The organism is Streptomyces kurssanovii, from assembly GCF_040677245.1.
Taxonomy (GTDB): Bacteria; Actinomycetota; Actinomycetes; order Streptomycetales; family Streptomycetaceae; genus Streptomyces; species Streptomyces kurssanovii.
In genome coordinates, this window is sequence record NZ_JBFAQK010000035.1 from 40746 (window position 1) to 54664 (window position 13919).

A 13919-nucleotide genomic window follows, 5' to 3' on the forward strand; every position below is an offset into this window, starting at 1 on the left:
CGGCGTGTCCACGCATCCTTGAATACCCCGAGAGTGCAGACCCCGCCGGACAGCTGCTGCCGCTCGGAGGTTCCTGACGGGCATACGGGAGATCATGGTCGCGGACCAATCGGGGAAGACACAGGGGGTAGGGGAATCATGGTGGCGTTCCACGCATCCGCGCTGGACGGAGTCGCCCGCAATCCGTCGCTGCCGACACCGCTGCTCCTGCGCCTGCTCGCCTTCGAGGGGGATGGCGACCGTCCGCCCCGTGACGCCCTCCAGCGGGCCGGACTTCCTGAGCCGGCCGTCGTGGCGATCCTGACCCACCCGAACCCGGGCGCTCGGATCGACTTCGCCATGAGCGCCAGGGCGGAGCCTGCACAACGGGCCCGGCTCGCGGACGATCCTTCTCCCAAGGTGCGGGCAGCTCTTGCGTACGGACCCGAGGTGTACGACCCGCGCACAATGGTCGCGCCGCTCCCGGACGCCGTGTGCGTCCGCCTGTTCGACGACCCAGCCCCTTCCGTCCGGACGGCACTGCTGGACTCGCCCCATTTGGCGCGGTCGTTCGTGGCCTCAATGGCTACTCATCACAGTTCGGCAGCGCGCCGGAAAGCGGTGAGTGCATGGGAGATCCTGCCGCCGGGCGAGCGGTCGGCGCTGCTGGCCGACCCTGAGCCCGAGGTGCGGCGGGCCGCCGCGCTGTGGGAGTGCCGACGGGACGCACACGTCACCGCTGGGCTCCTCCGCGATCCGAAGTCCGCCGCCGAGGCGCTGCGCCGAGGGCTCCTCTTCCGCGCCGACGCCAAGCGGTGCGTCGCCGAGCGGACGCACCTGCTGGCCCTCGCCGAGAATCCGTCGCTGCCTGCCGACCTCGTGGAGCGGCTCGCCGCCGACCCCGACGAGGCCGTACGGCTCGCGGTCTCCATCAGACCCGAGCTGGACGAGACACGGCGCATGGCGATCGACTTCACGGCCGGGGACTTCGACAGGGGCGACGGCGTGCAGTGGGTACGGGACGGGCTCGCCGACCCCGAGGTGCTGCGTCGAGCCGCGGTCTCCGCCCACCCGCTGCTCCGGCGCGCCGCCGCCCGGAGCCCCCACCTGCCGCCCGACCTGCTGCGCCTACTCGCACGCGTCGATGACCCGGTGGTGGAGAACCTCCTGGGCATTCACCACCCCGACACCCCGGAAGAGGTCCTGATGCGTGTGTTCGCGCGGCTCGGCGGGACGTTCTCCGCCTGGATGGCGGAGACGCATCCCCGCTTTCCCCGCGAGGGTCTCGCCGCCCGCTACGCGGACCACCCCGACGGCAACTACCGTCGGCTGGCTGTCCGGGACCCGGCCGCCACGCCCGCGCTGATCGAACGGCTCAGCCATGACCGCGAGGTCTGGACGCGTCAGGCGGCGGCCGGAGACCCGCGCCTGCCGCTCCACCGGCTCCGCGAGGTGCTCCATGTCCCCGAACTGGCCTCCAGCGCGGGTGCCAACCCGGCGCTCCCCGAGGATGAGATGGCCGCCGTCCTGGACCGGGCCGGTGTTCCCGCCTGACCGCCGAGCAGAACTGCCTTGCTCGCACCCCAAAGCGAAAGCCGCGATCCACCGACCGGTCCTAGGTGGTTGATAAGTGGGTTCGCAGGTCAGCGGGGTGGTGAGGGTGCCGTTGGAAGTGCCTCGAAGCCACGCCGGCGGTGTCTGCGTGAGTGGCCTTCTCGAGCCCGGCCCCGACACCCCTGAGCCACTCCGCTCCCCGCGCTACGGTCCCGCCGCCCCACCGCCCGGCCCCTGCGCGGGATCCGCCAGTTGCCGGTACTCGTCCAGCCCCGGGTAGCGCTGCGGGATCTGCGTGGTGAGGAACCGGGCCGGCACGTCGTGGAAGCTGCCGTGCCGGGCGGCGTAGGAGAAGAACGCCGCGCCCCGCCGGTCCCGGTCGGGCAGCAGCGCGTCGCCGCGGCCGTCGAAGCCGGTCGGTTCCACGCCCAGCCGTTCGCACAGTGCGCGGTGGAACATCGGGGTCGCCTTCACCCAGCGGCCCTCCAGCCACAGTTCGCTGTAGCCGTGCCAGGCGAACACGTCGGTGCCGGTCGCCGCCCGCAGCCGCCGCCCGGTGTGGTGGTGGTTGACCACGTCGGCGAACGCCACCCGGGCCGGGATCCCCGACGCCCGCGCCAGCGCCGTCAGCAGCGACGCCTTGCTCACGCAGAAGCCGTGCCCCTCGGCGAGCACGCTGCTGGCCCGGTAGGTCTCCTCGTCCCGCAGATACGCGCCCATGGAGATCGCCCGGCCCGGCGGGATGCTGCAGTAGCCGATCCGGTCGCGCACCTGCTCGTACAGGGCACGCGCCTTGTCGACGCCGTGCGCGCCCGGCGCGGTGCGGGCCGCCGCCTCCCGCACCGCGGGGTGCGCGCTGTCGACGTAGCGGCCGGGTTCCAGACAGCGGCGCACGTCCTCGGGCATCCGCACCACGGCCGGCGTCAGCGACATTCCCCGGCCTCCGGTGCGGCGGGAACGGCGGGTGCGGCCGTGAACTCCAGCACGGCGACCGTGCAGTTGTAGCCGCCGCCCAGCCCCGCGACCAGCACCCGGTCGCCCGCCTCGATCGCGCCGGAGACGATCAGGTCGTCGAGGGCGGCCAACTGGTCGGTGCAGCCCACGTGTCCCACCCGGCGGGCGAACGGCCAGGTGGAGCGGTCGATGTCGATGCCCAGCGGGTCCAGGCATTGCTCGTACAGCGCCTCGCGGCCCAGCGCCGGCCCGGCCACCCACCGCACGTCGTCGGCGGTGATCCCGGCCTCCGCCATGGCCTGCGCACCGGCCCGCTGCATCAGGCCGGCCATGCGCCGCTTGGCCTCGTCGAGCCCGCCCGCGAGGGTGTCGGAGAACTCCATCACCCGGTCGAAGAAGCCGATCGGATAGCCGGCCCGCGGGTCGGCCGAGAACGGCATCGCGCCGCGCTGCATGCCTTCCAGGCCGGTGTCGGCGACGGACACGGTGGACATGATCCGGGCGAAACCCTCACCGCGGGTCACCACGGCTGCGCTCGCCCCGTCACCGAAGACGAACACCGGCGGCGCGGCACGCCACCGGTCCCAGGCGCCGTCGCCGAACCGGTCCGCGGCGGTGATCATCGCCGCCCCGCCGGGCGGGCCGGCCGCCAGCTGCGTGCACGCCAACTCCAGTGCGCCGACAGCCGAGTTGGACAGCTGGTGGATCTCCAGCGAGATGCCGTGCCCGTCCAGGACGTGATGCTGGAGGTAGGAGGCGGCGTTCCAGCCGGGCAGCCCGTTGTGGGTGGCCACCGCGTGCAGCAGCAGCGCGAACCGTTCGGCCCCGATCCCCGAGCGGCCGAGCGCGGCCCGCGCCGCCCGCATGGCCATCGCGGGCTGCGAGTCGGCGTCGTCGTCGCAGACGGCGACCCGCTGCTGCCCGGTCGCACGCTGGTACTCGCGGCTGTAGCGGCCGTCGGCGATCGCCTCGTCGACCGGCACCGTCTTGGGGTGCCAGGCACCGGTGGCGGCGAGATGGATGTCGTCGTGGCGCATGGGACGGTCCTTTCGTGACGGCACAGGAACGGGCACGGGGAGGGGGACGGGAGCAGCTGCGCGGGGTACGGGGGCGGGGAGGCGTTACGCGGGGGAGGGGTCGGCCAGCCGGGTCGTCAGGAACGCGGCGACGGCGGCGGCCGTGGGGTGCTTCCACACCAGCGTGGCGGGCAGCTTCAGACCGAGCCGCCGCTCCAGGCCGCGCCGCAGGACCTGCGTCATCACCGAGTCCAGGCCCAGCTCGGTCAGCGGCCGGTCGACGTCCAGCCGCTCGGCGCTCAGCCCGAGTTCGGCCTCGATCTGCCGGCCGACCTCGGCCAGCAGCAGCGCGCCCAGCTCCTCCCGCGTGAGCCCGTCGGCCCGGAACGCGGCCGTCTCGTCCGGCCCGCCAGCCGCCTCCCCGCCCGGCGCGGACAGCTCATCGAGGACGGGCAGGCCGGTGACGCCGGTGACCGGCAGGACGGCGACGTAGGGCCGGGGACCGCAGCCCAGCGCGTACTCCCAGGCCCGCAGCGCATCGGCCGGCTCGATCGAACCGCTGCCGCGGTCGGCGAGTTCGGCGTCGACGAAGTCGCTGACGGCCATGCCCGCGCCGCGCCACGACGTCCACGCGTAGGCGGTGCTGCCTCTGTCGCCCGCCGCCTGCCGGTGGCGGGCGAGGGCGTCGAGGCAGGCGTTGGCGGCGGCGTAGCTGGACTGGCCGGTCAGGCCCAGCTGGTAGCCGACGGAGGAGAACAGCACGAAGAAGTCGGTGCTGCCGGGCGGGAACAGCTCGTGCAGCACCAGCGCCCCGCCCGCCTTGGGCGCCAGCACCCGCTCCAGCGACGCTTCGTCGAGGTCGCCGAGCATCCGGTCGTCGAGGACTCCGGCGGCGTGCACCACACCGCGCACGGGCGGCAGGCCGAGCGCGTCGGTGTCCAGCGCCGCGCGGGCCGCTGCCTTGTCGGCGATGTCGACGGCCACGCCCGTCACGCTCACCCCGCGGGCCTCCAGCCGCCGGACCGCCTCGATACGCCGCACGGTGGCCGGGTCGCTCTGGGCGGGCCAACTGCGGCGCGGCGGCAGGGCGGTGCGGCCCGCGAGCAGGATCCGCCGCGCGCCCCGGCCGGCCAGCCAGTCGGCGACCTCCAGACCCAGCGCACCGAAACCGCCGGTGATCAGATACGTCCCGTCCGCCCGGCACGCGCCCGCTCCCGCCCCCGCGTTCTGGCCCTCCCGGCCCTCCCGGCCCTCCTGGCCGTCCGGGTCCGGCACCAGGGAAGTGAGCCGGGCGGCCCGTACCCCGTCCTCGCCCACCCGGTAGACGTCCGCCTTCGGCGCGGAGCGCAGCAGTTCGGCCAGCGGCCCGGCGAGGACAGCGGGCGGGGTGCCGGTGTCGAGGTCCACGGCGCGGGCGTCGAGCTCCGGGTGCTCGCCCGCGACGATGCGGACCAGGCCGAGCAGGGCGCTCTGCGCGACCGCGTCGTCGCCGGCGGCCTCCCAGGCGCCGCGGGTCAGCGCCCACAGCCTCGGCGGGAGGGATCCGCAGCGCTCCAGCAGCAGTTGGGCGGTCGACGCCAGCCGCCAGGCGGAGCGGCGGGCCGCGTCGGCCAGCGGACCCCGTACGTCGGGGAGGACGAGGACCGCGTCGCCCGGACCGAGTTCGTCGACCAGGCCGCCGAGCGCGTCGGCGTCCTTCGCGTGCAGGCAGCGCAGTCCGGCCTCGCCGAGCGCGCGGGCGACGTCGTCGGCGAGCCCGGCGGGGGCGCCCTCGCCGACCAGGGCGAGGGTACGCAGCCGGGTACGGGGCTCGGCGGTGAGCACGGCGGCGGACCAGCCGAGGGTGTGGGCCAGGCGCTGCGGCACAAGCCCGGGGCCGCTGCCCGCACCGCCGTCGAGGGTGGCGAACACCAGGCCCTCGAGGGTGCCGAGGACCCGCCCGTCCTCGTCGCGGACGACCGCGTCGGTGGTGTCGCCGCCGCCCGTGGGGGAGGGGCCGACGTGCACGGTGACGGCCTCGGGCAGAGCCGGCGACAGCCGAACCCGCCGCACCGCGGCCGGCATCCGCAGCCGGCCGTCGGCGGGGAATACGAGCGGGGCGACGGAGAAGACGGCGTCCAGCAGCGAGGCGCGGGCCAGGGCGGGGGAGAGGTCCCCGCCGGGCGCGGGTCGCACCCGTGCGCGCAACTGCCCGCGAGACGACGCGAGTTCGGTGATCTGCCAGGGGAATCCGACATCGGCGACACCGACCGCGTGCAGCCGCTCGTTCACGGCGCCGGGGTCCAGCGCCACGGCCGCCGACTCGTCCCATCCGCCGTCACCGGCACGGTCCGCGACCTCACCGCCCCGCTTGTCACCGTCACCGCCGCCGGGGCGGCCGGAGGTGAGCCGCGCCGTGGTGTGGGTGCTCCAACCCTCCTGAGCCGCGCCGCCGTTCCTGCCGGCGGGGGAGACGGTGGCGGAGGCGGGGGAAGCGGCGGCGGTGCGGCGGGAGGCGAGACGGATCCCGCTGTCGTCGCGCACCACGTGCACCTCCAGCTCGCCGGTGACGGCGACCGGCACCTTGAGCGCCACGTCGTGCAGCGTGTCGGTGCCGCCTGCGGCGAGGAAGGTGTTCAGCAGCACCGCGGCGGGGACGACCTCGACGCCGTGGATGGGGTGCGAGCCGGGGTAGGGCCGGCTGTCCTCGTCGAGCCGGGTCCGCCACAGCCGCGGCGAGACGGCGCCTGCCCATGTCACCTCCCCGCCCAGCAGGGTGCCCGAGCCGGTGTCGTGCTCCTCCGCCACGGGCCCCTGCGAGGACGGGGTGCGCCAGTAGGGCACGTGCTGCCAGGCCCGGCGGGGCAGCGCGGTCAGCGGACCGTGCGGCACTTCGAGGCCGTCGGCGGCGCCGTGGCAGTGCAGGGCGCCCAGGTGGGCGAGGAGGGTGGCCCGCTCGGGCCGCTCACGGCGCAGCGTGGCGGTGACGAGCACGTCGTCGTGACCGGCCGCCTCCAGCGTCTCGCCGACGGAGTGGGTGACCACCGGATGCCCGGACAGCTCGACGAACACCCGGTGCCCGTCCTGCGCCAGCGCCCGCACCGCACCGTCCAGGCGGACCGGGTTGCGCAGGTTCGCCGCCCAGTAGGCGCCGTCGCGCACGGCAGCCGACCGCGGGTCCTCCAGCGCCGTCGAATACAGCGGCACCCGCGGCTCCCGCACCTCCAACCCGTCGGCGGCCTTGACCAGTTCACCGAGCAGCGGGTCCATCTGCGGGCTGTGGAAGGCGACGTCGGAGGCCACCCGCCGCACCATCACGTCCATGGCCTCCAGACGCCCGCACACCTCCTCGACGGCCTCCGGCGTGCCGGAGACGACGGTCGAGGCGGGGGAGGCGGCGATCGCGGCGACCACGTCGGTACGGTCCCCCAGCAGGCCCTGCACCGTCTCGAACCCGGCGCCCGCCATCGCCATCGCGCCGCGCCCCATGACCCGGCGCAGCAGCACGGAACGGCGGCAGATCAGCCGGGCGGCGTCCGCCGCGCCGAGCACCCCGGCGCTGACCGCGGCCGCGATCTCGCCGACCGAATGACCCACCACGGCGGCCGGCGTCAGGCCCTTGGCGCGCAGCAGGGCGTCCAGCGCGACCTGCACCACGAAGATCATCGGCTGGACGTGGTCGGTCCCGCCCAGCGGCCCCTCGCTCAGCACCCGCCGCGGCGAGATGCCGAGCTCCTCGGCGAAGACCGGCTCCAGACGGTCGACCGCCGCGGCGAACACCGGCTCGGTGGCCAGCAGTTCGCGGCCCATGCCCTCCCACTGCGAGCCGTGCCCGGAGAACACCCACACCGCGCCGCCCCCACCTCCCGGCAGGACCCGGCCCGCGACCGCGGCCGGCGCGGCGCCGCCCTCGGCGATCACCTCGAGCGCCGCGGCGAGCCCGCCGTGGTCCTCGGCGACGGCCGCGGCCCGGTGCACGGCATGGCTGCGACGGGCCATCAGCGTGTGCGCGACACCCTCCAGGGGCGCGCCGGCACCCTCGCCCCGCAGCCAGGCCGCGAGCGAGGCGGCCTGCGCCCGCACATCGTCCCCGGACGCACCGGACACCACGAACAGCCCCGGGCCGGCAATATCGCCCGAACCCGCGCCGCCGCCCGAGCCCTCGGTGCGCCCGGCACCCGCGGCCACGCCGGTCGCGCCCGCGTTCCCGGCCCCGCCCGCGTTCCCGCCCGCGTCACCCGGCCCCGTACCTGCCGCCGCCACCCCCGTCCCCGTACCGCCCGTGGCGGTGTCCGCCGTGTCCGGGGCCTGTTCCAGTACGACGTGGCCGACGGTGCCGCCGTAGCCGAAGCCGGACACCCCGGCCCGCCGCACCGTGTCCCGCGCGGGCCAGGGCACCGGCTCCGTCGGCACCGCCAGCCCCGACGCGGCCCAGTCGATGTCGGGGTTGAGCTCGTGGACGTTCGCGGTCGGCGGGATCACGCCGTGCTGGAGCGCCAGCACCGCCTTGATCACCCCGGCGATCCCGGCGCCCGCCTCCAGGTGCCCGATGTTGGCCTTCACCGACCCGATCAGACACGGCCGCTCCGCGTCCCGCCCGGCCCCGAACACCCGGGCCAGCGCGCCCACTTCCACGGGATCGCCCACCCGGGTACCGGTGCCGTGCGCCTCCACGAACGACACCGACAGCGCCTCGACACCGCCCTGTTCGAGCGCGGTCCGCACCACCCGCTCCTGCGCGGCGCCGCTGGGCGCCATGATCCCGTTCGTGCGGCCGTCCTGTGCCAGCGCGCTGCCGCGGATCACGGCCCGCACCGGGTCGCCGTCGGCGAGCGCGTCCGAGAGCCGCTTGAGGACCACGACCCCCACGCCCTCACCGCGGCCGTAGCCGTCGGCCGACGCGTCGAACGACTTGGAGCGCCCGTCGCGGGAGGTGGCGCCCGCGGCGTCCAGGACCATCGACAGGCCCGGAGCGGCCACCAGGTGCACCCCGCCCGCCAAGGCGTGCGTGCACTCACCGGCCCGCAGACTCTGACAGGCCAGGTGCAGCGCGGCCAGCGAGGACGAACAGGCCGTGTCGACGACGAGGCTGGGCCCGCGCAGATCCAGGACGTAGGAGAGGCGGTTGGCGATCGCGCACAGCGACGCGCCGATCCCCGACCAGGCCTCGATCGCGGGCAGGTCCTCGAGCATCTGCCGCCCGTAGTCGTCGGACCCGGCGCCCATGAACACGCCCGCGTCCGAACCGGCCAGGGTGTGCGGGGCGATCCCCGCGTCCTCCAGCGCCTCCCAGCCCGCCTCCAGCGTCAGCCGCTGCTGGGGGTCCATCAGCTCCGCCTCGCGCGGGGTGATCCCGAAGAACGCGGCGTCGAAACCGGCCGCGTCGGCGAGGAACGCACCCCGCCGCGGCGCTCCGGCCAGCGCACGTGCCGTGCCCGGCCGGCCCCGGTAGGCGTCCCAGCGTCCCTCGGGCAGATCGCCGACGGCCTCACGGCCCTCGGTCAGGAACGTCCAGTACGCGTCGGGGGTGTCGATCCCGCCCGGCAGGCGGCAGCCGATCCCGACGACGGCGATGGCTTCGGCATGTTCGTGCTGCTGCGTCACAGATCTGCCTTTCGGCGTTGGCGAACGGTCCCGGCGTCCACAGGCCAGCACATCCCGCCGGGAGCAAGCGCGGTGCAAGTTCCCCCGCCCCGTCCTGCCGGCCGGCCCCTTGCGGGCACGTTGCGACCGCGTTGCGCACGGCGGCCCACGATGCCGACCGGGCGGCACCGCCCCCCGGGGAGATCCGGGAGCCGGCGGCCGTCTCCACGCGGTACGAGGTCAAGGAGGCAGCCATGACCCGCACACTGGACATCGGTCTCGACATCGACGGGGTGCTCTACCCCTTCGTCGACGTCGTCGCCCGCTACGCCGAGGACACCCTGGGGCGCCCCTGCTCTGCGAAGGCCGAGTCATGGGACTGGTACGTGCACCAATGGGGCCTGAGCGAGCAGGAGTTCTTCGCGCTGTGCGGGCGCGGGGTGCACGACAACGTGGTGTTCACCGAGGGCGCCCCGCTGCCCGGCGCGCTCGAGGCGGTCCGCGAACTGGCCCGCGCCGGCCACCGCCTGCACTACGTGACGGCCCGCGCGATCACCGGTGTGCCCGCCCCGCTGGCCTGGAACCGCACGGCGGCGTGGCTGGCCGCCTGGGACTTCCCCGTCGACTCGCTGACCATCGCCGCCGACAAGGCGTGCCGGTTCACCGACGTCTTCCTCGACGACTCGCCCGGCAACTGCGACGCCCTCGTCGACGCCGGCCACCCGCGTCCCGTGCTGTGGTGCCACGGGCCGATCACCACCCACCGGGCGGAACGGGTCTTCGACTGGGACGAGTTCCTCGCCCTGGTGGCCGCCGAGAGCGCCGCCCCCGCGGCCGCCCCCGCCGCACCCCGCATCGCCCGCCTCGCCGCCACCGCCTGAACACCTCACGCACATCCCCCTCACGGGCCCCGCCGGCCGCCCGGCGGGAGGGGCGCCTCCCTGTACGCTGGCAAAGCGCTCCAGGCGCAGTACTCCACTCGATGTGATGCCGGTGGCGTGACGGAGAAGGACCATGCGACACAACCCACAACGCCGCACCGCGCTGCTGGACGCCGCCATCGAAGTCCTGGCCCGCGAAGGCATGCGCGGCCTGACCCTGCGCGCGGTCGACGCCGAAGCCGGCGTCCCCGTCGGCACCTGCTCCAACTACTTCGCCCACCGCGGCCAGCTCCTCGGCCAGATCATGTCGCGCACCCGCGAGCGCCTGACCCCCGACCCCGCCGAGCTCGCCGACACGCTCACCGCCCCGCGCGACCACCACCTCGTCGCCCGCCTGCTGCGCCAGGTCCACCGGCGCATGGACCACGACCGCGCCGGCTACCTGGCGATGCTCGAACTGCGCCTGGAAGGCGCCCGCCGCCCCGAACTGGGCGCCGAACTCAACAAGGTCCTCGCCGCGGAGCTCGAGACGAACATCCGCTTCCACCTCGACACGGGACTGCCCGGCGACCGCACCGACGTCATCCTGCTCCACCTCGCCGTCCACGGCATGATCGTCGACGACCTCACCGTCCCCGCCGTCCTCGACGGCCACGCCCCCGCCCTCATCGACGAGCTCACCACCCGCCTGCTCGGCCGCGCCCGGCGCGCCACCGACGCCTGACCACCCGACCCCAGGGGCACCCCCGACCGGACGCGGCCGAACCCACGACGCGGCCGAACCCACGACGCGCCCGGCACCACACCCGCCCCGGCACCCACACCCGCCCCGGGACCGGAGCGCCGCCGTCCGCGCCGCCTTGCACGCCTGTTGCGAGCCGCCCGCTTTGCTCACAGCATGGCGAAACGCAAAGAGTGGGATGCCGTCGTCGTCGGCTCCGGCATCGGCGGCCTCGTCTGCGCCGCCTACCTCGCGGTGAGCGGACTGCGCGTCCTCGTGCTCGAACAGCACGACGTCGCCGGCGGCAACAGCCATGTCTTCCGGCGCCGCCGCCGCTACGAGTTCGACGTCGGCATCCACTACCTCGGCGACTGCGGCCCCGGCGGCCTGCTGCCGTCCGTCTTCGGCGGTCTGGGCCTCGCCGACCGGATCACCTACCTGCCCATGGACCAGGACGGCTTCGACCGCATCGTCGTGCCCGGCCTCACCCTCGATGTCCCCGCGGGCTGGGACGGCTACCGCAAGCGCCTCAAGGAGGCGTTACCCGGCGATGCCGCCGGCATCGACACGTTCACCTCGATCTGCTCGGCCGTCGGCGCCGAAGGGCGCGGCGCCCTGCTCAGCGAGACGGACCTCACCGACGAGCAGTTCGCCGCCCGCAGCCCCGTCTTCACCGCCTGGGAACAGCGCACCCTCGCCGACCTGTTCGACCACTGCGGCCTCTCCACCCGGGCCCGTACCGTCCTGGCCGCCCACGCGCCCACCTACGGACTGCCGCCCGCCCGGTGCCCGCTGCCCACCCACGCGGCGATCATCGACCACTACCTCCACGGCGCCTACTACCCCAAGGGCGGCGGCCAGATGCTGCCCGCGGGCCTCGTCGAAGTCATCGAGTCGCACGGCGGCGAGGTCCGCACCCGCACCCGGGTCGAACGCATCCTCGTCACCGCCGGCCGCGCCCGCGGCGTCACCCTGACCGACGGCGAAGTCCTCACCGCACCGCTCGTCGTCTCCAACGCCGACTACACCCGCACCGTCCAGAACCTCGTCGGCGAGGAACACTTCGAGACCGGCACCGCCGAACGCACCCGCGACTCCACCATGTCGCTGCCCTTCGCCGTCCTGTACGTCGCCCTCGACACCACCCTGCCCGAGCGCCCCAACGCCAACCTGTGGTGGTACCGGCACACCGACATCGACACCGGCTTCCGACAACTGGCCGAACACCGCATCGACCCGGTGCCGTTCCTGTTCGTGTCCTTCTCCTCCCTCAAGGACCCCGGCGCACGCAACATCGCCCCCGAAGGCCACAGCAACTTCCAGGTGATGACCCTGGTCCCGCCCGACCACGCCTACTGGGGAGCCGATGCCGCGCCCGCCGACGGCGGCCGCTACCGCCGCACCGACCTCTACCGGCGCCGTAAACAAGAACTCACCGACGCCATGCTGAACGCCGCCGAGGAGGCACTCGGCCCCTTCCGCGGCCACATCACCCACCTCGAGGCCGCCACCCCCCTCACCCACGAGCGCTACATCCACTCCCGCGGCGGCACCCCCTACGGCCTGGCCGGCTGGGGAGCGACCGGCGAACGCCCCGACACCACCACCGGCGTCGAGGGACTGCACGTCGTCGGCACCAGCATCCGCTACGGCTCCGGCATCGAAGGCGTCGCCACGGGCGCCATGATGTGCGCCTCCACCATCCTCGGCCGCCGGCTCGTCCCCGAGGTCACCCGCGGCGCCGTCCTCGCCGACCGGTCCCTGCTGCCGCACCGCGGCGACGACTTCGACCCCCTCGCCGTCTCCCGCGGCAAGGCCCGCCGCCACGCCCGCGGCCTCGCCCGTATCGACGCCGCCCCCCGCCCGGCATGAGCCCGAGCATCGAGGAGCACCCCATGGCCCACCCGCACCCGCCCGCCACGCCCGGCGCCACCGCCGCTGCCGCACCGCCCCGCCCCCGGCCGTTCGTCCTGGACCCCGCCGGCCGCGACCTGCACGGCGAGGCCGCCCGCCTGCGCGCGCTGGGCCCCGCCGTCCTCGTCGAACTCCCCGCCGCCATCCAGGCCTGGTCGATCAACACCCACGACCTCCTCAAGACCCTCCTCACCGACGACCGCGTCTCCAAGGACCCGCGCCGCCACTGGCCCGCCTGGCAGCGCGGCGAACACCACGACACCTGGATCCGCACCTGGGTCGGCGTCCACAACATGGACACCGCCTACGGCCCCGAACACCGCCGGCTGCGCAAGCTCGTCGCGCCCGCCTTCACCGGCCGCCGCACCCAGGCCATGCTGCCCCGCGTCCGCAACGCCGCCCACCGCCTCCTCGACGCCCTCGAGGACACCGCCCCCGGCGCCGTGGTCGACCTGCGCGCCGCCTACGCCCACCCCCTGCCCATGCAGGTCATCTGCGACCTGTTCGGCGTCCCGGAAACCTCCCGCCCCCGCCTCGCCCGCCTCATGGCCCGCGCCATGGACACCACTCTCACCCCCGACGAGGCCGAACAGACCGTCCACGAGGTCGACGAGGCCCTCGCCGCCCTCGTCGCCCACCGGCGCCGGCACCCGGGCGACGACCTGACCAGCGCCCTCGTCGCCGCCCGCGACGACGACGGATCGCACCTGAGCGAACGGGAACTCCTCGACACCCTCCTGCTCGTCATCGGCGCCGGCAACGAGACCACCGTCAACCTCATCGGCAACACCGTCCACGCCCTGCTCACCCACCCCGACCAACTGCGCCTGGTCCTCGACGGCACCGTGTCCTGGCACGACGCCCTCGAGGAGACCCTGCGCTGGGCCCCCAGCGTCGCCAACGTCCCCCTGCGCTACGCCGTCGAGGACATCCCCCTGCCCGGCGGCCCCACCATCCGCAAGGGCGACGCGATCCTCGCCGCCTACGCCGCCGCGGGCCGCGACCCGGGCAAACACGGCCCCACCGCCGACCGGTTCGACATCACCCGCCCCGGCAGAGGAGCAGCCGAGCACCTCGCCTTCGGACACGGCGTCCACTTCTGCCCCGGCGCCCCGCTCGCCCGCATGGAAGCGGCCGTCGCCCTGCCCGCCCTCTTCGACCGCTTCCCCGGCCTCCACCTCGCCGCCGCACCCGGCGGACCGCCCCCCACCGAAGGCTTCATCGCCTACGGACACCACACCCTCCCGGTGCGCCTCACCGCACTCCACCCGGCCGCCAGGAATCCTCGGCTCCGACTCGAGGGACCTGGCGCCGCCCGGAACAGCTCGGTTTGACTGG

General features: G+C 74.9%; 8 protein-coding genes. 5 read left to right on the forward strand and 3 right to left on the reverse strand.

The genetic code is table 11. From position 1 onward, the window contains the following. Positions 1–138: 138 nt before the first annotated feature. Complete coding sequence (locus AB0K36_RS22955) at positions 139–1533, forward strand: Mucin-2 (RefSeq protein ID WP_364597405.1); 1395 nt, start codon at positions 139–141, stop codon at positions 1531–1533. Between the two features lie 204 nt (positions 1534–1737). Here the strand turns inward: AB0K36_RS22955 and AB0K36_RS22960 are convergent, their stop codons facing one another. From AB0K36_RS22960 to AB0K36_RS22970, 3 genes are all read right to left on the reverse strand, one after another. Beyond that, complete coding sequence (locus AB0K36_RS22960) at positions 1738–2466, reverse strand: transglutaminase-like domain-containing protein (RefSeq protein ID WP_364597408.1); 729 nt, start codon at positions 2464–2466, stop codon at positions 1738–1740. Further along, positions 2457–3524: a ketoacyl-ACP synthase III family protein gene (locus AB0K36_RS22965; protein WP_364597410.1), complete on the reverse strand. Its 1068-nt coding sequence runs from the start codon at positions 3522–3524 to the stop codon at positions 2457–2459. The genes AB0K36_RS22960 and AB0K36_RS22965 overlap by 10 nt, the downstream gene beginning before the upstream one ends. An 84-nt stretch (positions 3525–3608) precedes the next feature. After that, positions 3609–9086: a type I polyketide synthase gene (locus tag AB0K36_RS22970; RefSeq protein ID WP_364597412.1), complete on the reverse strand. Its 5478-nt coding sequence runs from the start codon at positions 9084–9086 to the stop codon at positions 3609–3611. Between the two features lie 233 nt (positions 9087–9319). Between AB0K36_RS22970 and AB0K36_RS22975 the strand changes: the two genes are divergently transcribed. From AB0K36_RS22975 to AB0K36_RS22990, 4 genes are all read left to right on the forward strand, one after another. Beyond that, positions 9320–9946 carry a 5' nucleotidase, NT5C type gene (locus AB0K36_RS22975; protein ID WP_364597415.1) on the forward strand — a complete coding sequence of 209 codons (627 nt, stop codon included), beginning with the start codon at positions 9320–9322 and terminating at the stop codon, positions 9944–9946. 133 nt (positions 9947–10079) lie between these two features. Further along, the gene (locus AB0K36_RS22980; RefSeq protein WP_364597418.1) at positions 10080–10670 is read left to right on the forward strand and encodes a TetR/AcrR family transcriptional regulator; all 591 of its coding nucleotides are present in this window, start codon (positions 10080–10082) and stop codon (positions 10668–10670) included. A 174-nt stretch (positions 10671–10844) separates the two neighbouring features. Next, complete coding sequence (locus tag AB0K36_RS22985) at positions 10845–12539, forward strand: phytoene desaturase family protein (RefSeq protein ID WP_364597421.1); 1695 nt, start codon at positions 10845–10847, stop codon at positions 12537–12539. A 23-nt stretch (positions 12540–12562) separates the two neighbouring features. Beyond that, entirely contained in the window at positions 12563–13915 is a 1353-nt protein-coding gene (locus tag AB0K36_RS22990; protein ID WP_364597424.1) for a cytochrome P450 family protein, read from the forward strand. The last annotated feature ends 4 nt before the right edge of the window (positions 13916–13919 follow it).